Here is a 22,634-nt window from a genome sequence, read left to right on the forward strand (position 1 = left end):
TAAGGGCGTTTTTATTTTGCATGAACAACAATCAGCGGTAAAAAACACGACTATTTAAAGCTTTGTGTATCTGTTCACTGGTAATCTCCGGTACTATTGGCCAGAATTCAGGAGTAGGAAACATAAGGTTACTAGGCGTTTTATTATGATTTCCATCTAGTTCATGAAAAGGTTCTGGATCATCCGTCTCGTTAAAACGATTCGTAATAAACATAAAATGACCCAATTCATGTGCGAGAAGATACTCATCTGTACTTGCATTTGTCATAATAATAAGCGGAAAAGAGTTATAAGTCACAGCGAGAGTAGATGAATAGTCAAAATTAACAGGCCCAAATCTATTTCCATTCATGTAAAATACATACACATCAGCATTTTGACAAACCTTTCGGCCAGTTTTAAGCATTGCTTGTACCATTGTAAGATGACTAGCCCCTCCAATTGGAAAATTTTCCGCATTACTAACAATGCCATTGATGTTTTCCAAAAAAACAACTGAACGTGTAATAGTAAATGTAACACCTTGGGTTAATCGTTTTTTCTCATATTGTTTCCATATTCTGTTAGCAGCCGCTATGTCTCTTTTTACACGATTGGGAACTATAGACTGATTATCTTTGAAGTTTCTATCAACTTTAGCTCCTGGTAATACAATTATACAAACATTTAAAGTGCCTGCCTTAACAGTTGTGAAGTGATCGTTTGTTAAATTTGAATTCATATAATAATCTTTGTGATTTTTTTTGCGAGGCTGTGATTTATTGAAAGAATACGAATCGTCTTTATAACTGTCATGATTAGAATGTTTTTTTATGTGAATCACCCTTTCTTAAGTTTCTCTTTATTCTATTCATGAAAAGAAAGAGTGCTTGTACCATAAGGTAAAAGAGGCTAAGACAAAAGTATACACTTACGATTCATACAGTTTTTAGAAATTGAATATCTACATTAAAAGCGATAAAATAGAAGAAAAAGTGAATGGAAGAAAGTTATCTAAAACACATTGGGCAGCTAAAAACCGACCGGTGGAAGTTTTACTCTATTTTCTCTATGAACTTAAAATACGGGAGGATTTTTTATGACAATGAATAAAGCATTAACCATTGCTGGTTCTGACAGCAGCGGCGGAGCTGGCATTCAAGCGGATTTAAAAACATTCCAAGAACTGGGTGTTTACGGAATGACAGCTTTAACAACAATTGTAACAATGGATCCCGATAACAGCTGGTCTCATAACGTATTTCCACAAGAAGTTTCAACTGTTGAACAGCAGTTAAAAACAATTGTAAAAGGCGTAGGCATACAAGCTCTCAAAACAGGTATGCTTGGCTCAGTGGAAATTATTGAGCTAGCCGCAAAAACAATTGAAGAATACGGTTTGAAAAATGTCGTAGTAGATCCTGTGATGGTATGTAAAGGAGAAGACGAAGCGCTTCACCCGGAAACAACTGTCAGCTTGCGTGATGTACTAGTTCCAAAAGCAACAGTCGTAACGCCTAACTTATTTGAAGCTAGCCAATTAAGCGGACTTGGTCCTATCAAAACGGTCGATAAAATGAAAGAAGCGGCCGTGAAAATTTCTGAACTTGGTGCCGAATATGTATTGATTAAAGGCGGAAGTAAATTAGAGCACGAAAAAGCAATCGATTTACTTTATGATGGAAAGACGTTTGAAATCTTGGAGTCTGAACGTATTGAAACGACATTTACACACGGTGCTGGATGCACATACTCAGCTGCGATTGCTGCTGAATTGGCAAAAGGCAGTAACGTTAAACAAGCTATTTATACAGCAAAAGAATTTATTACAGAAGCAATTCGTCATTCATTTGCTTTAAATCAATATGTTGGACCAACAAACCACGGTGCGTACCGTCGTAAAAAAGAAAAAGTAGCAAACTAAAAAGCATGCCTAAAGGCATGCTTTTTAGTTTGCTTATTGTTTGACTGTTTCAAGGGCATTTAAAATGGCTTGAGCTACGCCGTGCTCGTCATTCGTTCCTGTTACTAAATCGGCAAACTCTTTAATTTCTTGAGGTGCATTTCCCATCGCTACAGCACGTCCAACTCTCTGAAACATTGATACATCATTATAATTGTCTCCAATGGCCATCGTTTCTTCTAAAGAAATATGACGTTCTTGAACAAATGATGTAACTGCAATTCCTTTTTGAGCATTTTCATCATTTATTTCAATATTTTCTTTACCAGATGCACTGACTGCAATGGAATCTAACTTCACAAGTTCTATTTTTGCCTGTTCTAACTTTTCTTCGTCAAAAGAGAAAGCAAGCAGCTTATAAATATCCTTGTTTGGATCTTGAAACAACGCTTCATACTCTTCAATAAGCTTTACTCTGCCGCTATTGAAACGCTCTTTTGCCGCTTCTAACGATTTTTCATAATTATCTTTTAAGCTAGCGCTTAAATAAATATCCATTAATACCGACAAAGCTTTTTCATAGTCATTTGAATACGTACCTTCACTTGTATAGACTTCAAAGTACAGCTGAAACTTCTTAAAAATATTTTCTACTTCGCGAATAGATTCCATCGTCATGCCTACTGAATATTGTTTTTCCCCTTGTGGATTCCGAAGCTCCGCTCCGTTTGCACAAATTAAATATGTATGAAGTCCTGCTTCTTCTAAAACATAGCGGGCCTCTTCATAAGAACGTCCCGTAGCAACAACAACTTCCACCCCTGCCTTTTGAGCTGTCTTAATCGCTTGGGCATTTTCTTTACTTACAACTTGTTCACTATTTACTAAAGTTCCATCCATATCGATCGCAATACATTTAATCATGATGTACCCCTTCCTATGTATCTTTGCTCTCTTATTTTATTCTAGCATATGTTTTTTTGCGCTTTGCTACTTGCATGTAAAAGATTTACTAATTTTTTGTATACGTGCTGTTATAATCTGTTCCTTTTCTTGCTTTTTCGAAAACCTCTTTGATCGTCTTTAAACGCAAATCAGCTGTTGAATATACGTGAAAATTCATATTCTCTTCCTTCAGATGCTTACCAACGCCGATAGAAACCATATCTGTTTGATTAATAGCTTTTATCCCCGCCTCTCCATCTTCTATAGCCACACATGCATAGGGTGTTACTTTTAATTGATCGGCAGCTGTCAAAAATATTTCTGGATCTGGTTTTCCCTTCTTTATTTTTCTCACATCCACAATGCAATCAAAAAAAAGACGTATTCCTAACGCATCCACTACAGTATTTGCATTTGAACTAGAAGAAGCAATCGCCATTTTAATACCTTGTTTTTTACAATCCTCTAACAACAATTGTATTCCTGGAAGTAAGTGATTCTTTGTCATTTCCTTTATTAATGCTTGATAATGCTTATTCTTTTCATCAGCAAGCTGTTCTTTTTTTTCCACTGTCAGATGTACATTTCCTTGGGCAGCAATGAGCTCTACAGTTTTCACTCGGCTGATCCCCTGCAGCTGCTGATTGAGTTTTTCAGAAAATGAAACGTTAAGTTGATCTGCTACTTTTTTATTTGCTTTATAGTATAAATGTACCGTATCTGCAATAACACCGTCTAAATCAAAAATAATCGCTTGTAGCTCTTCTTTTTTCATATTATCCTCCTCTGTACTTGTCTTTATGCCATTATTTGAATGCTTTTATTACATTCCATCATGTTAAAATACCGTTGATATTGTTCACTTTATCATAAAAATTTTTTCATCATTTATGATTCATGAATAAATTTTTCAAAAAAGAGAAATTACAGTCTTGCATTATGAAAGCCCTTTTATTACAATAGGTTTATGCAAACGGTTGCACTATCTTGGAAATATAGTTTATCAAAAAATAAAATGAAAACCCATACATAGGGGAAGGGGAAAAACTATGAAAAAGTTCTTTTCATTTGATTTTTGGCAGAAATTCGGTAAGGCTTTATTAGTAGTAGTAGCGGTTATGCCCGCAGCTGGTATTATGATTTCACTTGGAAAGCTAGTTGCAATGACTGGGGGAGACATCACTGCTGTACAAACAATCGCACGCGTGATGGAAGATATAGGTTGGGGTATCATTACAAATCTTCACATCTTGTTCGCTGTTGCCATCGGGGGGTCTTGGGCTAAAGAACGTGCTGGAGGTGCATTTGCTGCACTTATTGCATTCGTTCTTATTAACCGAATTACAGGAGCTATTTTTGGAGTTCAAGCAGAAATGCTTTCAGATCCAAAAGCAACGGTTCACTCACTATTTGGACAAGAGTTAGTAGTAAAAGACTACTTCACATCTATTTTAGGAGCTCCAGCTCTTAACATGGGAGTATTCGTAGGAATTATCGCTGGTTTTTTAGGCGCAAATTTATTCAATAAATATTATAACTATGATAAATTGCCTGAAGCCCTTTCGTTTTTTAACGGCAAGCGCTTCGTACCATTTGTGGTCATCGGTGGTTCAGTTGTAACAGCACTGCTTTTATCCATTGTATGGCCGTTTATCCAAGGTTCATTAAACAGCTTCGGACAGTGGATTGCAACATCTAGAGACACAGCTCCTATTCTAGCACCATTTATTTTCGGAGCATTAGAACGTCTGCTTCTTCCATTTGGTCTTCATCATATGCTGACAGTTCCTATGAACTACACGGAGCTAGGCGGAACGTACAAAATTTTAACGGGTTCTGGAGCAGGTTCCACGGTTGCCGGTCAAGATCCTTTATGGCTTGCTTGGATTGCAGATTTAAATAACTTCCGCGCTGCAGGAGATATGGAAAGCTACAAGCAGTTATTACATGACGTTACACCTGCACGCTTTAAAGTAGGACAGATGATTTTATCTTGTGCGTCGCTAATTGGAATCGCTTTAGCAATGTATCGTAACGTAGATCCTGACAAACGTTCAAAATATCGTTCAATGTTCTTTTCAGCTGGACTAGCTGTTTTCTTAACAGGCGTAACAGAACCAATCGAATTTATGTTCATGTTCGCAGCACCTCTTTTATATGTCGTATATGCAATTATGACGGGACTGGCTTTTGCCATTGTTGATATTGTTCATGTTCGCGTACACTCATTTGGCGTAATTGAACTATTAACACGTACACCAATGATTATCAAAGCCGGACTATGGGCTGACTTAATGAACTTTGTCATCGCCTGCCTTGTATTCTTTGGCTTAAATTTTGGAGTGGCAAACTTCTTAATTAAACGTTTTAACTTCCCAACGCCGGGACGTAACGGAAACTATATTGATGAAGAAACAACTGCAGCAAGCAGCAAGCAGGTGAAAAATGATTCGCTTGCACCAGTCATTATTGGACTGCTTGGCGGAGAAAACAATATTGAAGACGTTGATGCTTGTATGACTCGCTTACGTGTAACGGTAAAAGATATACATGCCGTTGCAGGAGAAAGTGAGTGGAAACAAAACGGAGCCCTTGGTTTAATCTTGAAAGATAAAGGGGTACAAGCTATTTATGGACCTAAAGCGGATGTTTTGAAATCCGACATTCAAGATTTGTTAGGAGCTTAACATAATGAAGCTATTAACGTTAAATTGCCACTCTTGGCAAGAGGAAAATCAGCTAGACAAGTTATCTTGTCTAGCTGAAGTAATTAAAAAAGAAAAATATGATGTCATTGCTTTACAGGAAGTAAGCCAAAAAGTAGACGCACCTTATGTATATGACTACATTCGCAGCGATAATTACGCTTGGCTTTTAGCAAAAGAACTGGGTAAGCAAGGTGAAGACTATCAATTGGTATGGGATTTATCTCATATAGGCTATGAAGTGTATGAAGAAGGAATTGCCATTTTAACAAAACATCCGGTTATTGAAGAGCATTCATTTTTCGTTTCACAAACGTCAAATATTGACTACTGGAAAACGAGAAGAATTGTTGGAGCCACAATCGAATATGAAAAAGAACTTCTTACGTTTTATTCTTGTCATCTTGGCTGGTGGGATGACGAGGAAGAGCCGTTCAAGCAGCAAGTTGATACACTGCTAGCTCATGTACACAAAGATAATCCATTTTTCCTACTCGGAGACTTTAATAATGACGCTCATAGACGAAATGAAGGTTACGACTACCTGTTGAGCCAAGGCCTCTATGATACGTATACTCTATCGAACAAAAAAGACAGCGGTATTACAGTTAAAGGTAACATTGCTGGATGGGATGATAATGACCGGGCACTGCGCCTTGATCTAATTCTATCGAGTCATGCGCAGGATATTCAGTCATCAACTGTGGTGTTTAACGGCATACATTATCCCGTTGTTTCCGACCATTTTGGGGTAAGCGTTGAAGTGAAATAAGTGACATAAAGCGAACGAATAGCGTTCGCTTTTTTTCGTGTGATTATGATGATGTAAAAATCATCTTCTTTACCGCTTTATCTATCGTTTTAGAAGTGTCCGATAAACTTTCGCATTTTAAAAAGTAGGTGTGCTATAATATTGTGATGTTGGCGATATGCAACCCATTTTTGCATGTTTATCAATGAAATCGCTCAACTTAATAATAAGATGATACATGTAAGCTCTATTTAAATGAACACCCGTTGTCATTATCATAAACTAATAAAGAAAAATAGGTGTGAAACAATCATGAAAATTTTGTTGATTTCAAATATGTATCCTTCGGAAAAATTCCCGAGCTATGGTGTATTTGTTCAAAACACTGAAAAAATTTTAGTTCAACATGGTATTCAAGTTGATAAAATTGTCATGCAAAAAAAGACAAGCAAATTAAGCAAGCTTTTTAGCTATGCTTCTCATTATGCTAATGTCGTCTTGACGGGCTTGACAAAAAACTACGACTACCTTTACGTACATTATGCATCTCATAATGCTCTTCCGCTGCTGATTCTTAAAAAGCTAAAGAAGAATGTGAAGATTGTGACAAACGTGCATGGTTCAGACGTTGTACCTGAAGTACCTTCACAGGAAAAGTATCAGCCTAGAGTAAATGACTTATTGCACCATTCTACTAAAATTATTACTCCTTCTCCTTATTATAAAGGGCTCGTTGAAGAGAAATATAAGGTTCATAACCCAATCTATATTTTTCCAAGCGGAGGAGTGAATAAAGATCTGTTTCACCCTTATGCAGATAAAAGCAAAGCTTATCAAGAACTAAACTTGGACCCTACTATCCGTTATCTTGGATGTGTAAGCCGCATTGATGTGGGTAAAGGATGGGAATACTACCTGCAAGCAATTGCAAAAGCTGAACAACAAATGCCCACTTCTTACAAATACCTATACGTTGGAAGCGGAAAAGATGAAGCTGCATTTAAGGAAATGATCAAGACTCTAGGTCTAGAGGAAAAAGTCATCCATTTCCCTCTCCTTCCTCAGTCCTCTCTTGCTTACGTATATAATGCAATTGAAGCATTCGTGTTTCCGACCGTAAGAAAAGGAGAAAGTTTGGGCTTAGTCGGCCTCGAAGCTATGGCTTGCGGAGCACCCGTAATTGGGAGTCAGATTGGTGGTCTAAAAGATTACATTATAGACGGAAAAAATGGTCTATTCTTTGAGCCCAAAAATGTAGACGAACTAGCTTCACAGCTACAGGCTTTTATTAATCTTCCTGAAGATGTGAAACAGCAAATGTCTCAACAGGCGTTACAAACAGCAAACCGCTACACAGTAGATGTAATTGCTGAACAACTCCCAACAATTTTTTTTGATGAGGTGGAAAAATGAAAGTCGCAGTTTTAATTCCTTGTTATAACGAGGAAGTAACAATTGGAAAAGTAATTGACGATTTCAAACGCGAACTGCCTAGTGCAGATATTTATGTGTACGACAACAATTCAAAAGATCGCACAAGTGAAATTGCACTTGAACACGGGGCAATCGTCAAAAAAGAATTCAAGCAAGGAAAAGGAAATGTTGTACGTTCGATGTTTCAAGAAATTGATGCAGATTGTTATGTCATGGTAGATGGAGATGATACGTATCCTGCAGAATTTGTTCATCAATTAATTGAGCCTATTAGAAATCGAGAAGCTAACATGGTCATTGGAGATCGTTTATCAAACGGAACGTATCTCGAAGAAAACAAACGTGCTTTCCATAATTTTGGTAACAACTTAGTGCGTTCTTTAATTAATGGCCTGTACAAAAGCAACATTAAAGATATCATGACAGGTTATCGTGCGTACGATAAATTATTTGTAAAATCAATACCCGTGATGAGCCCGGGATTTGAAATTGAAACAGAAATGAGTCTTCACGCGTTAGATAAACGCTTCCGCCTAAAAGAAATCGCGATCGATTATCGCGATCGACCTGAAGGCAGCGAATCGAAACTTAATACGTTCTCTGATGGATTTAAAGTGTTACGAATGATTTTTACGTTATTTAAAGAGTACAAGCCGCTTCAGTTCTTCTCCATTTGGACAGTGTTATTTATTGTCGCAGGATTAGCTGTTGGTGCTCCAGTACTTTATGAATTTTTTGATACAGGCTTTATTACCAAAGTACCGTCATCTATCTTAGCAACTGGATTGATGGTGTTAGGTGTTTTATCTTTCGTCTGTGGATTAATTCTAGATACAATCGCTTCATTAAATCGCAAGCAATATGAATTAGAACTAAATAAAAAAATTGAACAGATTGAACAAGTAGGAGAATAACAATGATGAAGAATAGAAAAAGTATTTTACTGCTTACAGTAACAGCTTTAATTATTCTTATCGGTTTAAGTATTGGTAATCCAGACGGTGTTCACTATCTTTCCCTTTTTGCTGCACTTGTATTTACCAGCATAAGCTCTATTTTTATTTATAAAAATAGAGCTTATGCTTCATTTAAACCGCTAGAATGGCTATTGCTGATTGTTTTTTCGTTTATCGTACAGTTTTCACTTTTAGATAACTTACATATGACGAGCTCAACTATTTTCTTACTCGTTTTGTATGCCATCAGCCGTACTCTATTGGCAATGCTGCTGACGGCCGCTGTACTCAGCGCTATCAAACAGATAAACGATTTTCACTATACATTTGCACACCCAAAGCGTTACCTAGGAATTGTTACGATTCTTATTTTAGCTGTTAGTCTATATTACTGGTTCGCCTTTTTCCCAGCGGCCATGACTCCCGATTCATTAGCACAGTGGAGACAGGCACATAACGGAGAATTTAACGATTGGCACCCTATTATGATTACGTGGCTCATTATGCTGCTGACAAAAATATGGGATAATCCAGGCATTGTAGCGTTCACACAAATTGTTGTTGTAGTGAGCATATACGCCTATACGTTTGACTTTTTCATTAAACGCAAAGCACATCCTGTTATGATTGGACTTTTAACAGCTATTATTGTCATTATTCCAAGCTTTTTAATCTTTTCAATTATTATTTGGAAAGACATTTTATACAGTGCTTTTCTGCTGTTTTTTACGGTGAACATTGCAAAAATTTATCTGTCAAAAGGTACTTGGGTTAAAAGTAAAGCGAGCTTTTTCTTACTTTTACTTTCCGCATTTGGAGTAGCTTTCTTTAGACATAATGGTTTTCCTGTATTTGTTTTGACTTTCCTTTTAATGATCGTCTTATTCAGAAAAAATTGGAAACCTCTTGTCACGATTTTCTTAGTCGTCTTTATTTTACAAAAGATTGTTACAGGCCCTGTGTTCACGTGGCTTGATGTAAAACCTTCAGATCCAAATGAAGCTTTGTCTATTCCAACTCAACAAATTGCAAATATCATTTCAAATGATGGGGAGATGTCAAAAGAAGAGCGGGAATATTTTAATAAAGTGCTTCCTATTGAATTGTGGAAAGAAAAGTATAATCCATACAAAAGTGATCCAATTAAATTCACGTGGAAATACTATGACCGCGAATTTATTTTTAATGATTTAGGTCTTTACTTTAAGAACTATGCTAGCATTGTCATCAAAAATCCTTATCTAGCAACGGAAGGCTTTCTCAAACAAACGGCTTTAGTATGGCAAATCAATCCTTTTAAAGATGGCTACACGGATACGTATGTAACCAACATTTATTACGGCAATGATTTAGGTCTTAAAAATAAAGTAATCGAGCCGTTTATTACACATACTGCTAATGCTTACTTAGCTATTTTTAAGCACCCTGTTTTTACATTCTTATGGAAACCAGCTTTTTATCACTGTGTCATTTTATTATTTTCATTAATGCTAGTGATTCGAAGAGGAATTATGTCACTTATTATCGTCATTCCGTGGGCTCTTAACACGCTTTCTGTTCTTGCAGCATTGCCGGCTCAAGATTTCCGATATTTATTAGCAAGCGTATTTGTGTCTTTCTTCTTTATTGGTCTTCCTTTTATCCGATTTGATCAGAAAGAAAAGGATGTGACCTCCTGATGGAGAGCAATTACAACAAAAAGCTAGGAATCACACTCATTATTGTGGCTTCCCTGTTTACAGCTGTTGGACAACTTTTTTGGAAGTTGTCCGAAGCTTCATTTAACTTAAATTTAATTATTGGTTTTTTTCTTTATGGATTAGGAGCGGTGTTTATGATTGCCGCTTTTAAATTTGAAAGAGTTTCCTTGCTTCATCCATTTTTAAGCCTAGGATACGTCATCAGCATTGCTCTTGGTTTCTTTCTATTAAATGAAACCATTAGCCCTATGAAGCTGGTCGGTACTTTTATTATTATCGTAGGTGTAATTTTAGTAGGTGGCCAAGATGAATAGTATCCCACTTTTAATTATTATGACCCTTTTAGGTTCAGTTGGAGCTGTCTTTTTCAAGTATATTTCTACGTATTTAAATGAAAAAAAGATAAAGCTAGCGCTTATTTGCTTTGTAGGCGGCGGCCTTTTTTACGGGGCGGCAGCTCTGCTTAATGTGTATGTTTTAACACTGTTACCTTATTCTATTGTATTTCCGCTTACGTCTATTACGTATATTTGGACATTAACATTCGGTTACTTTTTAATTAAAGAAAAAGTTACAACAAAACAAGTTATCGGCTGTATTCTTCTAATTGTCGGATGCTTTTTTATTGCTAATAGTTGATGAGATAACTTGAAAAGGTAGGAGTTTCGCATGAAAAACTTAAAATTCGCGAGCATTTTACTGCTCATATCAACATTATTTTTGAAATTTTCTAGTATGATTCGTGATTTAGTTATTGCTAACTATTTCGGTACAAGTTATATCGTCGATTCATACAACGCAGCAATGATTATTCCAAACGCTTTTATTTTATTTATGTTAACGGGGATGAAGGATGCGTTTATTCCTAGTTATTTACGTTATGAAAAAGAAAATAAAGGAAAGGTTCATTTGACTAATATTGTTAAATCAACCTTTCTTATTTGTTTCATTATTTCGGTTCTCGGATCAATTGCCGCTTTCTTTTACTTTCCCGCTTCGTATTCTAATTTTTCCAAAGCAGCAATTGAACTAGGAATTTATACGGGCGTTATGTACTTCTTATCTCTTTCACTAGTTGGAGTGAATGCCGTATACGAAGGTGTATTTGATGCACGAAGTCAATATTCTTTCTCCGTGTTTTCTCAAACAGTTGTTGTACTATTTACGATTTTAAGTACAATCCTATTACATTCAATTATGGGCGGCTATGCAATTGCTCTTGGCTACTTTGTAGGAACAATTGCTTCTTTCTTAATTAAAGTTGTCTATTTTAAACCGCAGCATCTGCTGTTATGGAAGCAAAAAATTGACCGTGATGAAGTGGTGGCTTTTTATAAAGTATTCATCCCTGTTGGTGTGACCATTATGGTCGGTCAAATTAATTTAACTGTAAACTTCTTCTTTGCTGGCTCCTTTGGTGAAGGTGTTATTTCATACTTAAATTACGCCTTCAGACTTGTAAGTATTCCCCAGGCAATATTCGGGGTTACGGTCGCAACCATTATTTATCCGCTGATTGCAAGAGCCATTTCTGAAAAAGATGAAGAGCGCTTTAAATCAGGAATTGAAAAAGGGATTACGTTTATGCTGATGCTGCTGATTCCAACGATTGTTATCATGATCTTTTATATGAAAGACATTGTAATGATTGCTTACCAGCGCGGTGCATTTGACGCACAATCAACGTTAAAAACAACGGATGTATCTTATTATTACCTAGGTTCGGTGTTTTTCTATTCCCTGCAAGCTGTTCTTGCAAAAGGATTTTATTCTCTTCAAAAAGGTTATCTTATTATGAGAGCAGGCTTATTATCCATTGTGTTAAATATCATCTTTAACATGATTTTCACTAAATTTATGGGATACCAAGGATTAGCACTTTCCATGTCAGTAGTTGCCTTTTTCTATACGGCTATCGTATTCGTTATGCTGGCAAAACAAATCAATCACTTCCATTACGGATATCTAGTGAAAGAAACAGGAAAAATTCTTTTAGCTTCCGTACCTGTTGCGATCGTCATGTTCTTCTTAAAGGACATCGCATTTTTGAATTCATTACATGTTATCTTACGATTTGGTATTGTCTGTATTGCAGGTGGTTTAGTATACTTAATGTCGACGCTATTATGCAGAGTAGAAGGTGTTATGCTTTTAGTTAAAAGAAAACGTTAATTCACGTAAAACAGGAGAGTACTATATGAAGAACACATACTGGTTATTTTTTCTGTTCGTTGGTTTTATTTCAATTCAGCCGATTATTGATATGCTAACGACGTACATGGTTTTGAACATGGATAGTGGTCTCTCAATTGGGGTTGTTATTCGCTTTCTATATATGATTTTTGCAGGTGTCCTACTTTTAGTGTTTGCTAAACAATCAAAATGGGCTAGATATTCGATTATCTATCTTATTGTTTTTGCACTCTTTCTTGGACTCAATATCTACTTAAATCATCAATGGAAAGATCCTTATTATATTGGGCAAGAAATTAAATTTTTCAATAAGGTTGTTTATATGAACGTTACATTACTTGGAATGATTGTGATGTTTTCACATTATCGATCATCTGTGGATGTAAAAAGAATACTGAGCAAAAATTTATTGACTGCTTCACTCATCATCAGTATTGTTTTTATCGGTACAATGCTAACAGGTACAGCACTAGAGAGTTATCAGTATAATAAAATCGGATTCAAAGGCTGGTTTTATGCAGCGAATGAGCTAGGGGCAACCGTTGCTATTTTGCTTCCTCTCACACTGCTTTTAGCTTTAGATAAAGTACGTTCGTTTTCAAAAGCTTATTACTGGATTCCTTTTATCTTGTTAGCCGTTTCGTCCATCATGCTTGGAACGAAAGTAGGCTTAGGTGCCGTTATTCTTTCTTTAGTTGTAGCAACAGTTGTCTTATTTGCAAAATTATTTACGAATAAACGCAGCTTAATTAAAGCCAACTTAGTAATCTCAATTCTGCTTTTAATTGTAACCGGAGCAACTACTCCGATTTCTCCAGCTTATAAAAACACATATACGCACATCGATATGTTAGAGGCTAAAAAAGAGAAAACAGAGAAAGAAAAGCCGGAAAAGAAAGAAAAAGAAAAGCCGGCTAAAAAGAAAAAACAAAAGGAATCAAATTTAGATGACAAAGATATTCAAAATCTGATTCTAAGCAGCCGTGAGCAATTCTTAGCTCATCATAAGGAAGAGTATGCAAAAGCACCTATTGCACGAAAAATGATAGGTATGGGCTTTTCTGGTGACTATACAAAGCAGCTTCCGCCAAAGATGATTGAAATGGATTTTTATGATTTGTTTTTCTCTTTAGGTATCATCGGATTTTTACTATGGGTTCTTCCACTTCTAGTAGTTGGTTTAACCGTGTTGGTTCGATTATTTAAAGACCCATCACAGCTTCTTGATGAAAGCTTTATGATGTATAGTACAGCAATTGTATTAGCTCTTGGAATTGCTTTTGTAGCTGGGCATGTCTTCACGGCACCAGCCGTTACCATCTATTTTGCAGCAGCTGCTGCTTATCTGTTCGTCATTCATTTTAAACAAAGACAAGCATAAAAAAACAGGCCATTAAAGGCCTGTTTTTTTATCTTTTTAATGGCTGAAGGCTTAACACCGTGTCACCCGCATTAACGTTTATTTCTTGATCATGAGCAAAAAAACTCAATGCCTTTCCTTGCTTGCTCACTGCTAGTAAAAGAGAATCATCGCTTTTCTCCTCAAGATATGTTTTATACGTATATTCATCCGTAATTTTTGTATTGGAAATCGTATATCCGTGCTCCATTTTATGATGCAGAAACTCCCACGTAATTCCTTTCTTAAAGAGCATACGTCCTCTTACTGTGTGCATAATTTCATCGACATCTTCTCTTGAATCTTCTTGGTCACGAATGCTCAATTGAAAAACATTGTTCCGTCCCATATCTTGAAGAAAAGCAGTACAAACAAGCGCATTATATGCATCTAACTCAGTTGCAGCAATCACATATTCATAAGGAGTTAAATCTAGATGATATTCCGTTTGCTCAGCTAGAACTTCTCCGTGATACACATCTACTTCCGCTCTGCGCGCAACTCTTAACCGCTCCCACGAAGAATCAGCTACTAATACTGGATAGCCTAGCTGTTTTAACTTTGAAGCAAAGGCAACCGTAAAATCATTGCTTCCTACAAGCAAAATACCAGGTTCTTCTCCAATTGATAAATCAAGCTTCTTAGCTAGCCATGAAAGGGAAAAACCGTGTGCACAAACCGTAGCAAACACTAAAGCAAATGTCAGCGTTGTTAAGATCGAAGCATCTTTAAACCCTTCATCAATTAGTACTTTCGCAAAGTAGCTCGAGACCGTTAACGCCACAATTCCGCGCGGAGCAATCCAGCCAATCAGTATTTTTTCTTTTATAGATAAATCTGTCCCTACCGTTGATAAAAAGATGGAGACAGGTCTGACAATAAACAGCATAAGTAAAACAAACAAAATAATATTCCAATGAAAAATTTCAGTAATGGTCTTCATCGTCAGTCCAGCCGTTAACATGATAAAAATAGTAGAAGTCAATAGAACCGAAATGTTCTCTTTAAAATGTCGCATATCACTAATAGATGAAATATGCATATTAGCAAGGGTAATCCCCATCGCCGTTACTGCTAGAAGACCTGTTTCATGCTTAATTTCATCAGCTACTGTAAAGCAGGCAATAACAACAATAAATACGACCGGAGATTTTAAATACTCTGGAATATGCCCCTTTTGAAACATCCATCCTATTCCGCGGCCAAGAAGCCACCCTATTAAAACAGCAATAATAGAGGCTGCAAAGAAAAAGAGAATTGTTTTTCCACTCACTTCTCTAAGCACTAAAAATTGAACAATTTCAAACGAAAAAACGGCCAGCAGTGCACCGAATGGATCAACAATAATACCTTCCCATTTTAAAATCGCTGCTGGTTTTGGTTTTAATTTAGCTTGTCGTAAAAGAGGTAAAATCACGGTTGGACCCGTCACAATAAAAAGCCCTCCGATAACAATTGCCACCGCCCATGATAAATCCGCTATATAATGAGCAGCCAAGGAGCCTAAAATCCAAGCTAGCATGGCTCCGAGCGTCACAATGCGAAACACGGGCTTTTCGATTCCTCTTACCTCTCTCATGTCTAAATTCAAGCTGCCTTCAAATAAAATAACAGCTACAGCAATCGATACAAAAGGATCAAAAAGCTGAGCAAACTGTGCTTTAGGATCAATTAAACCTAAAATAGGGCCTGTTAGCAGTCCGATAATTGACATCACGACAATTGCTGGTAACTTAAATCTCCAAGCCAGCCACTGAGATAGAACTCCTAGTCCCACTACGAGCGTGATATGTATAAGCATAGGTTCCATTGTATCTTCCTTCTCTCGTTCGCATAATGTGTATATATTTTCCCTAAAATAAACCGATGTTATACAGGAAGAAACAAACACTACCTTGTTTTACCACTTTTTCAAAAATGCTAAACGCATACCCTTTCCTTTAAATACAAGCTGTTTTCTTTCGTTCGACACATATTTTACTCGTGTTTGTCGAATTTCACGTTAGTATAAAATAATAAAAAGCCTTTAGCTTCTGCTAAAGGCTTTTTGCCGGATGATCCAATTCATATAGCTTTTGATAGTGACTGTTCGTCTCAAGTAATTCGTCATGCGTTCCTCGAATGGCTATCTTCCCATCTTGCAAAAATAAGATTTCATCCATTTTTTCCATCCCAACTAAATTATGCGTAACCCAAATTAAGGTTTTGTCTTGAAGAGTTTCAAAGATAGTGGATAACAGATGCTTTTCAGTCATAGCATCCAACCCTGCAGTTGGCTCATCTAGCATAACAATTGGCGTATGCTGAAGCAGAACACGTGCTAACGCAATCCGCTGACGTTCTCCTCCCGAGAAACGCTGACCTGTTTCGAGCATCGGCGTTTGATATCCTTGGTGCAAACCTTCCACAAGGGAGTGCATATTCACTTGCTTCATGGCCTCAATTACTTCTTCTTTTGTGGCCTCTTCATTGGCTAGTAATAAATTGTTGGCTACGCTTGTATTAAATAAATAAGGATTTTGATTTAATACAGAGATGAGTTTTGGTACATCTTCACGAACTTCAGCAACAGACTGACCGTTTAGCTGAACTGTACCTTCTGTAGGTACTAAGGAGCCTTGCAGCAACTTTAATAGAGTCGATTTTCCAGCTCCACTCTTGCCAAGAATCGCAATTTTTTCCCCTTGCTCGACTTGAAATGAAAGATCATGAATTACTGACTCTTCCTCATTACTATAGCGAAAGCTTACATGCTCAACTTCTAATCTAACCGAATTCCATGAACCTTTATAAGGTAGAGAAAGAGTATGTTTTTTCTTTTCGTTCACATCTTCCCAGTTCTTTTCCATTGCCTGTACTCTATTTAATGATTCTTCAAACTGAGGAATCTTTTCTACTGCATTAGCTACTGGCAGCAGCGCTTCAGATAAAGGAAATACTACTAAAATAAAAGCAGCAATAAACACACCTGCAAGCTCTTTATCTGCAAAAAGAGAAGCCCCAAACCAAATCATTGTGACAATTAAACCTGCTACAATAAGTTGTCCAAACAATTCTCGGTAATACGTCCATAGTTTAAGCTTACGATCCATGCCGTCTAACTCATTTTCTGTTTTGTTATACGAATGAAAAAATGACTGCTGCTGACCGCTTAACACCCAATCAGCCACTCCTAAAAAGCCGTCTGTGACCTTGGCATATAACTGTGCTTTGCTTGATTTATATCGCTTATTGGCTGCCTTCATATGCCAAAGGGAAAAAAGCGGCATCACTACTACTAATAAAAATAAATAGATGGCAATCAAACATGCAAACTTTAGGCTAAAGAACCCTAAAGATACAATCGAAATAACGTATAAAATAACAGCTGAAATTGTTGGAAGAATGGTACGCAAGAACAAGTCTTGTAAACTTTCAATATCTTCCGCGAGAACTCCTAAAACATCTCCTGTTTGATAGCGAGATGTAGCAATTAACGGTTCAATCAAATGATAAAGACGTGTACGCATTTTAGCTAAAATACGAAGAATAAAATCGTGACTGACAAGACGCTCCGCATAACGGAAAGCGGCTCGGCTTAAACCAAATGTACGCACAAGTACAATTGGAACATACACCAATAAAATCGTTTCTGGCCGTAAGGAAGAAGCTGAAATCAAATAACCTGATGTGAACATTAGCGCGCCAGCAGAACCAATCGTTAACAAGCTTAGTAATAAGATAGAAAAGATACGATATTTATATGTTTTAAAGTAGGGCCATATCCAACTTTTATATTTCATCATATCTCCTCCCCTTCATGTAAAAATTGATAGTAAGCTCCTTTTTTTTGAATCAGTTCTTGATGATTACCGATTTCTGCAACCTTTCCGTCCTCTATTACAACAATGAGATCCATGTCTTTCATCCAATGCAGACGGTGCGTAGCTAAAATGAATAACTTGTCTTGAAACATCGTTAAAATATCTTGCTTTAATTCATATTCCGTTTCAATATCGACTTGCGCCGTTGGTTCATCAAGCATAATAATAGGGCGATCGCTTAGAAACGCCCTAGCTAGGGCAATCCTTTGAGCTTGGCCGCCGCTAAGCTGCCGTCCCCCATCCCCTATCATTTCATTTTCTTTCTTAGGCATCTGTTGAATCGTAGATAAAAGTCCTGCTTTCGTTAAAGCATCTTCATAATCATAAGAACCGCCTCTGTCCTGATAAAATTCAATATTTTCTTTCACTGTTCCATTAAAAATAAATGGATGCTGAGGGATATACGTAATCTGCTTTTGCCAAGCATCTGAGCGTAAATCAACCTGCACGCCGTTTACTTCAGCAGAACCTTCTGTAGATTGTACAAAGCCGCTTAGTATATCAATAAGCGTCGATTTTCCAGCTCCGCTTTTTCCGATGATTCCAATTTTTTTACTTCCTTTAACATGAAGCGACACATCTTCAAGAGAAGATGGCTGCTCTTCGTCATACTTGACGGTGATATGCCTTATTTGAAGTTCACTGCTTTCAGTCCAAGTAGGAACATCTTCTTCTTTAGCCGACGGTTTTTCAGCCTGCTTCACAACCTTAAGTAATGCATCTCCAGATTCTTTTCCGTCCAATGTTGCATGATAATCGTTTCCAACTTCTCGTATGGGCAGAAAATATTCAGGCGCCAGCAATAAAATCATAAGTGCAGGCTCTAATGTCATCGAACCATTCACCAGCCGCAAACCAAGCGTAACAGCCACGATGGCTACAGATAACATCGTAAAGAAATCGAGAGCAAACGTAGATAAAAAAGCAATTCGGAGGGTTCCCATTGTCGCTTTTCGATAACGGTCACTGACTCTCTCAATCGTTTCAGCATGTTCCTTACTTTTCCCGAGAAATGTTAAGGTTTCTAACCCTCGAAGCGAATCTACAAAGTGGTTGGACAACACGTGATATGTCTCCCATTGGCTATCTATTTTTTTTTGTGCAGCCAGTCCGAGCAAAATCATAAATAAAATTAAAATTGGCATGGTCACAAGTAAAATAATGCCTGAAAGCCGATCATGGTACCAAACGAAAGCAAGCACTAGCCAAGGTGTAACGCTAATGGCGGCCAGTTTAGGCAAAAACAGCTCGAGATAAGCGCGAAGCTTCTGTAGACCTGTGGTGATGAGCGTCACCAAGTTTCCTGTTCCTTCATCTTTGGTAAAACGCGGTCCTAATGAAAAAATGCTTTTCATGACTATCAAACGAAGTTCCTGAGTCGTTTTGACTCCAAATTGATATGCTGTTTTTTTTACTATAAAACCTACGATCTGACGAACCATAAAGGCAGACAAAAACAGTCCGATTGCTTTTGTCTGGGAAGTTAAACTTTCACCATGAAAAAGAGCGGTAATTACTTCGGCAAGCCACTTAGCTTGAAAAATAATGGCTACACTTTGAATAGTAATAAGCCCTATTAACATGGCAAGAACCATTTTTATTCCGTTGTAAACCATTAAATTTCTACCCATTAGTACTCCATATGCTCCTTATGATCTACACGTTTTCTGAAAACGTAGTAGCTCCAAATTTGATAACCTAACACAAAAGGCAGTAACGCAATAGCAGCGTAAGACATAATTTTCAAGGAATAATTCCCTGATGCTGCATTATGAATCGTTAAACTATAGCTGTCATTGATTGAACTAACCAAAACGGTTGGGAACAATCCTGCAAATATAGAGGAAATTGATAAAATTAAGATTAAGCCAGACATAGCAAATGCCCATCCGTCTTTTTTACGTGTAAGGAAAAATCCTGCTAGTAAATACACGAAAATACCGATAAAAAATGTATATAGCATCAAGCGGCTATGATTACTGAATAAATCTGTTTCAAAAAACGTCATGCCTGAAAAGATAAGAAGTAATAAGGCATTTATAGGCAGAAGCTTCATAGCAACCTTCCGTGAACGATCTCTAATATCGTCCATCGTACGGATCGTGGCAAAAATAAGTCCGTGCCATAAGCAAAGCATTGTTAACGTAACGCCGCCTGTGATGGTATATAGATTCACAATATCCGAAAAGCCGGCATTCATTTGCATGTTGCGCTCAACAGGCAATCCTTTCATTAGTGCTGAAAATAAGATGCCGAAAATGAGCGGTGGAAAAAGACTTCCAAAGAAGATAACCCAATCCCACGCATTTTTCCACGCTTGTTTTTCAACTTTTCCTCGAAATTCAAATGCTACACCGCGGCCAATCAGCGAAAGCAAAAGAAGAACAAAAAGAACATATGACCCGCTTAATAGCGTTGCATACCAGTTTGGAAAAGCGGCAAACATAGCACCGATTGCTGAAATTAGCCAAACTTCATTTGCATCCCAAAAAGGACCGATTGTATTAATAAAAGCTCGTCGCTCTAAGTCATTTCTCCCTAAAAAACGAGACACCATTCCAATACCAAAATCAAAGCCTTCTAAAAAGATAAAACCAACAAACAGAATGGATACTAGTAAATACCAGAATTCATTAAGAGAAAACATTGTATCCCTCCTTTGTAAACGGATCAGTTGATGTTACTTTTGTATGTGCTTCGTGATCGTGATCTGGACCTTTTTTAATTTCTTTAACGAACAAGAACACCATAATCACAGCTAAAATTAAATAAAAGACTGAAAACGAGATAATAGAAAACAGCAATTCACCTGCTGTGACACCAGGAGACACGGCATCTTCCGTTTTCATATAGCCAAATACAACCCAAGGCTGACGGCCAATCTCTGTCATAATCCAACCTGCTGAGCTCCCAAGGAACGGAAAGGCAATGGCAATCGTCATAATACGTAAAAATAGTTTGCTTTCTTGAAGTTTTTTACGAGAAAGCAAGTACGTGCCCCAAATGCCTAATGCACATAATACGCCACCTAGACCAGCCATAATACGGAAACTCCAAAATGTTGTCCGAACGGGTGGAATATAATTTCCTGCTCCATATTTCGCCGTATACTGCTCCTGCAGCTCGTTCATCCCAGGAACGGAGCCTGAAAATTTCCCGTATGATAAGAAGCTTAATAAATAAGGTATTTTGATTTCGCTCGTATTTTTCTTTTCATCGGGGTGAATATTTGCTGTTACCGTCCAAGCGCCTGGACTTCCGCTGTTTTCCCATAATCCTTCACTTGCGGCCATTTTCATCGGCTGTGTTTTAACTAAGTATCCAGCCTGTTCATGACCAGATAACGCAATTCCTACACCTGAAACTAACCCTACAATAATGGCAACTTGAAATGATTTTTTGGCAAAAGCCACATGTTTTTTCTTCAAGAGCATAACAGCACTGACACCCGTAATAAAAAAGGCGCCTGTTGCAAACGAACCTAAAATTGTATGAGGGAATTCAACCCACAGCTGACCGTTTGTTAACAATTTAAAGAAGTCATTCATTTCTAAACGGCCATTATTCAGCTCCATTCCGACCGGATGCTGCATAAAAGAGTTAGCCGTTAAAATAAAGAACGCTGAAAAAATAGTACCTAGACTAACAAGCCAAATACATAGACAGTGCAGCCATTTAGGCAAACGATCCCACCCGAAAATCCACAGCCCGAGGAACGTGGACTCCATAAAAAACGCTAGCAGTGCTTCAATAGCGAGCGGCGCACCGAATACATCTCCTACAAACCTTGAGTACTCTGACCAGTTCATGCCAAACTGAAATTCTTGTAAAATACCTGTTACGACTCCGACAGCAAAGTTAATCAGGAATAAGTGCCCCCAAAACTTTGCCATCTTTTTATACTGTTCATCTTTTTTTACTACGTATATCGTTTCCATGATCGCTACTAAAAAGACAAGGCCGATAGACAGCGGTACAAAGATAAAATGAAACAGCGTCGTTGATGCAAATTGAATACGTGATAGTATGACTGTATCCATCTTCTTTCTCCTTTCATATATAAGAACATTCATCATTTCTATAGATACTTTGCTCATTTCTGAGTATCTTTTACTTACATTGTGAAACATTGAGCATAATAATTCGAGAGATATGCTCAGTATTTCACATACATATGTAATATCTCTCTTTCTATTTACATAGTATAGTCTATTTTTTTAGCTGTGCACGTACATTTTTTGAACGTTTTTAGACTAAAACGTGACTTTCTTGTGACAAAAAAGTGAAGGATCTCTTTATTTTTTTCATAAAAAAAGCACGCTCTGATTTGAGCTTGCTTCCCTACGGTCGATATTTTGCTTTCGCATTTAATTTAGATTGACGAATGATTTGGTTGATGACTTCAGAAAACACAATACCAATGGCAATTGAACCTGAAATCATAAAGGCTTTCGCTGCAAGACTAATCGCTTCATTATAATTATTTTCTACAAAGTTACGCATGGCATCGTATGCTGTTCCTCCTGGAACTAGCGGAATAATACCTGCTACGGTGAAAATAATGATCGGCGTTCGGTAAATTTTTGCGTAAATTTGACTAATAATAGCAATAAAGAAGGCCGATGCAACTGTGCTTGGAATTTCATCTACGCCATAGAACGTTAGCAAATAGTAAATGAGCCAGCCAATCATTCCGACAAAGCCACTTTTTAATAATGATTCACGTGGAACATTAAAAATGATCCCAAATGCTGCTGAAGCAATAAAACTTGTAATTATCTGCTCTACGATATGCATATGATGCCT

Annotated in this window: 19 protein-coding genes; 10 read left to right on the forward strand and 9 right to left on the reverse strand. The window is 37.2% G+C overall.

Features of this window, described 5'->3' with window-relative positions:
• Nucleotides 1-31: 31 nt before the first annotated feature.
• On the reverse strand, nucleotides 32-823 hold the full coding sequence (locus MMB69_RS23000) for a hypothetical protein (protein WP_277448480.1): 792 nt from the start codon (nucleotides 821-823) through the stop codon (nucleotides 32-34).
• A gap of 255 nt (nucleotides 824-1,078) precedes the next feature.
• On the opposite strand from MMB69_RS23000, the gene pdxK reads away from it, so the two are divergent.
• Entirely contained in the window at nucleotides 1,079-1,903 is an 825-nt protein-coding gene (pdxK, locus tag MMB69_RS23005) for a pyridoxine/pyridoxal/pyridoxamine kinase (protein ID WP_277448481.1), read from the forward strand.
• A gap of 33 nt (nucleotides 1,904-1,936) precedes the next feature.
• On the opposite strand, the gene MMB69_RS23010 is transcribed toward pdxK, so the two are convergent.
• Nucleotides 1,937-2,806 (reverse strand): Cof-type HAD-IIB family hydrolase, encoded by an 870-nt coding sequence (locus tag MMB69_RS23010; RefSeq protein ID WP_153252809.1) that lies wholly within the window; start codon nucleotides 2,804-2,806, stop codon nucleotides 1,937-1,939.
• A gap of 88 nt (nucleotides 2,807-2,894) precedes the next feature.
• On the reverse strand, nucleotides 2,895-3,602 hold the full coding sequence (gene pgmB, locus MMB69_RS23015; RefSeq protein WP_221785891.1) for a beta-phosphoglucomutase: 708 nt from the start codon (nucleotides 3,600-3,602) through the stop codon (nucleotides 2,895-2,897).
• 274 nt (nucleotides 3,603-3,876) lie between these two features.
• Here pgmB and MMB69_RS23020 point away from each other — a divergent pair, with 274 nt between their 5' ends.
• The 9 genes from MMB69_RS23020 to MMB69_RS23060 all read left to right on the forward strand — a co-directional run bounded on the left by MMB69_RS23020 (nucleotide 3,877) and on the right by MMB69_RS23060 (nucleotide 13,947).
• Nucleotides 3,877-5,514, forward strand: coding sequence for a PTS transporter subunit IIBC (locus MMB69_RS23020; RefSeq protein WP_221785892.1), 1,638 nt, complete (start codon nucleotides 3,877-3,879; stop codon nucleotides 5,512-5,514).
• 4 nt (nucleotides 5,515-5,518) lie between these two features.
• Nucleotides 5,519-6,304, forward strand: a complete 786-nt coding sequence (locus MMB69_RS23025) for an endonuclease/exonuclease/phosphatase family protein (RefSeq protein ID WP_221785893.1) — start codon at nucleotides 5,519-5,521, stop codon at nucleotides 6,302-6,304.
• A gap of 291 nt (nucleotides 6,305-6,595) precedes the next feature.
• Nucleotides 6,596-7,696, forward strand: coding sequence for a glycosyltransferase family 4 protein (locus MMB69_RS23030; RefSeq protein WP_221785894.1), 1,101 nt, complete (start codon nucleotides 6,596-6,598; stop codon nucleotides 7,694-7,696).
• A complete protein-coding gene (locus tag MMB69_RS23035) occupies nucleotides 7,693-8,631 on the forward strand; it encodes a glycosyltransferase family 2 protein (RefSeq protein ID WP_013059871.1) in 939 nt (312 codons plus the stop codon). The genes MMB69_RS23030 and MMB69_RS23035 overlap by 4 nt, the downstream gene beginning before the upstream one ends.
• Nucleotides 8,632-8,633: 2 nt before the next feature.
• Nucleotides 8,634-10,352, forward strand: a complete 1,719-nt coding sequence (locus tag MMB69_RS23040) for a DUF6020 family protein (protein ID WP_221785895.1) — start codon at nucleotides 8,634-8,636, stop codon at nucleotides 10,350-10,352.
• The gene (locus tag MMB69_RS23045; protein WP_221785896.1) at nucleotides 10,352-10,687 is read left to right on the forward strand and encodes an EamA family transporter; all 336 of its coding nucleotides are present in this window, start codon (nucleotides 10,352-10,354) and stop codon (nucleotides 10,685-10,687) included. Before MMB69_RS23040 ends, MMB69_RS23045 begins: the two co-directional genes overlap by 1 nt.
• The gene (locus MMB69_RS23050) at nucleotides 10,680-11,012 is read left to right on the forward strand and encodes an EamA family transporter (RefSeq protein WP_014457712.1); all 333 of its coding nucleotides are present in this window, start codon (nucleotides 10,680-10,682) and stop codon (nucleotides 11,010-11,012) included. Before MMB69_RS23045 ends, MMB69_RS23050 begins: the two co-directional genes overlap by 8 nt.
• 30 nt (nucleotides 11,013-11,042) lie before the next feature.
• A complete protein-coding gene (murJ, locus tag MMB69_RS23055; RefSeq protein ID WP_028411946.1) occupies nucleotides 11,043-12,545 on the forward strand; it encodes a murein biosynthesis integral membrane protein MurJ in 1,503 nt (500 codons plus the stop codon).
• A gap of 25 nt (nucleotides 12,546-12,570) precedes the next feature.
• Nucleotides 12,571-13,947: an O-antigen ligase family protein gene (locus MMB69_RS23060; protein ID WP_221785897.1), complete on the forward strand. Its 1,377-nt coding sequence runs from the start codon at nucleotides 12,571-12,573 to the stop codon at nucleotides 13,945-13,947.
• Between the two features lie 28 nt (nucleotides 13,948-13,975).
• Here MMB69_RS23060 and MMB69_RS23065 read toward each other — a convergent pair whose 3' ends face one another.
• From MMB69_RS23065 to MMB69_RS23090, 6 genes are all read right to left on the reverse strand, one after another.
• Nucleotides 13,976-15,775, reverse strand: a complete 1,800-nt coding sequence (locus MMB69_RS23065) for a cation:proton antiporter (RefSeq protein WP_221785898.1) — start codon at nucleotides 15,773-15,775, stop codon at nucleotides 13,976-13,978.
• Between the two features lie 226 nt (nucleotides 15,776-16,001).
• Nucleotides 16,002-17,750, reverse strand: coding sequence for a thiol reductant ABC exporter subunit CydC (cydC, locus tag MMB69_RS23070; RefSeq protein WP_221785899.1), 1,749 nt, complete (start codon nucleotides 17,748-17,750; stop codon nucleotides 16,002-16,004).
• Nucleotides 17,747-19,459, reverse strand: coding sequence for a thiol reductant ABC exporter subunit CydD (cydD, locus tag MMB69_RS23075; protein ID WP_277448485.1), 1,713 nt, complete (start codon nucleotides 19,457-19,459; stop codon nucleotides 17,747-17,749). Before cydD ends, cydC begins: the two co-directional genes overlap by 4 nt.
• A complete protein-coding gene (cydB, locus tag MMB69_RS23080) occupies nucleotides 19,459-20,475 on the reverse strand; it encodes a cytochrome d ubiquinol oxidase subunit II (RefSeq protein ID WP_269870918.1) in 1,017 nt (338 codons plus the stop codon). The genes cydD and cydB overlap by 1 nt, the downstream gene beginning before the upstream one ends.
• Nucleotides 20,462-21,868, reverse strand: a complete 1,407-nt coding sequence (locus tag MMB69_RS23085) for a cytochrome ubiquinol oxidase subunit I (RefSeq protein WP_277448486.1) — start codon at nucleotides 21,866-21,868, stop codon at nucleotides 20,462-20,464. Before MMB69_RS23085 ends, cydB begins: the two co-directional genes overlap by 14 nt.
• A 301-nt stretch (nucleotides 21,869-22,169) precedes the next feature.
• Nucleotides 22,170-22,625, reverse strand: coding sequence for a threonine/serine exporter family protein (locus tag MMB69_RS23090; RefSeq protein ID WP_013059882.1), 456 nt, complete (start codon nucleotides 22,623-22,625; stop codon nucleotides 22,170-22,172).
• Between the last annotated feature and the right edge of the window lie 9 nt (nucleotides 22,626-22,634).

Origin of the sequence: Priestia sp. P5 (assembly GCF_029522155.1) — a bacterium.
In the GTDB taxonomy this organism is placed as follows: Bacteria; Bacillota; Bacilli; order Bacillales; family Bacillaceae_H; genus Priestia; species Priestia megaterium_E.

Bases quoted from the DNA above. Each gene is read 5' to 3' on its own strand.
- cydB (WP_269870918.1), bottom strand. From the start codon at position 20,475: ATGTTTTCTCTTAATGAATTCTGGTATTTACTAGTATCCATTCTGTTT.
- cydD (WP_277448485.1), bottom strand. From the start codon at position 19,459: ATGGGTAGAAATTTAATGGTTTACAACGGAATAAAAATGGTTCTTGCC.
- MMB69_RS23010 (WP_153252809.1), bottom strand. From the start codon at position 2,806: ATGATTAAATGTATTGCGATCGATATGGATGGAACTTTAGTAAATAGT.
- murJ (WP_028411946.1), top strand. From the start codon at position 11,043: ATGAAAAACTTAAAATTCGCGAGCATTTTACTGCTCATATCAACATTA.
- MMB69_RS23060 (WP_221785897.1), top strand. From the start codon at position 12,571: ATGAAGAACACATACTGGTTATTTTTTCTGTTCGTTGGTTTTATTTCA.
- pgmB (WP_221785891.1), bottom strand. From the start codon at position 3,602: ATGAAAAAAGAAGAGCTACAAGCGATTATTTTTGATTTAGACGGTGTT.
- MMB69_RS23050 (WP_014457712.1), top strand. From the start codon at position 10,680: ATGAATAGTATCCCACTTTTAATTATTATGACCCTTTTAGGTTCAGTT.
- MMB69_RS23020 (WP_221785892.1), top strand. From the start codon at position 3,877: ATGAAAAAGTTCTTTTCATTTGATTTTTGGCAGAAATTCGGTAAGGCT.
- MMB69_RS23030 (WP_221785894.1), top strand. From the start codon at position 6,596: ATGAAAATTTTGTTGATTTCAAATATGTATCCTTCGGAAAAATTCCCG.
- MMB69_RS23045 (WP_221785896.1), top strand. From the start codon at position 10,352: ATGGAGAGCAATTACAACAAAAAGCTAGGAATCACACTCATTATTGTG.
- MMB69_RS23035 (WP_013059871.1), top strand. From the start codon at position 7,693: ATGAAAGTCGCAGTTTTAATTCCTTGTTATAACGAGGAAGTAACAATT.
- MMB69_RS23085 (WP_277448486.1), bottom strand. From the start codon at position 21,868: ATGGATACAGTCATACTATCACGTATTCAATTTGCATCAACGACGCTG.
- MMB69_RS23065 (WP_221785898.1), bottom strand. From the start codon at position 15,775: ATGGAACCTATGCTTATACATATCACGCTCGTAGTGGGACTAGGAGTT.
- MMB69_RS23040 (WP_221785895.1), top strand. From the start codon at position 8,634: ATGATGAAGAATAGAAAAAGTATTTTACTGCTTACAGTAACAGCTTTA.
- MMB69_RS23090 (WP_013059882.1), bottom strand. From the start codon at position 22,625: ATGCATATCGTAGAGCAGATAATTACAAGTTTTATTGCTTCAGCAGCA.
- pdxK (WP_277448481.1), top strand. From the start codon at position 1,079: ATGACAATGAATAAAGCATTAACCATTGCTGGTTCTGACAGCAGCGGC.
- cydC (WP_221785899.1), bottom strand. From the start codon at position 17,750: ATGATGAAATATAAAAGTTGGATATGGCCCTACTTTAAAACATATAAA.
- MMB69_RS23025 (WP_221785893.1), top strand. From the start codon at position 5,519: ATGAAGCTATTAACGTTAAATTGCCACTCTTGGCAAGAGGAAAATCAG.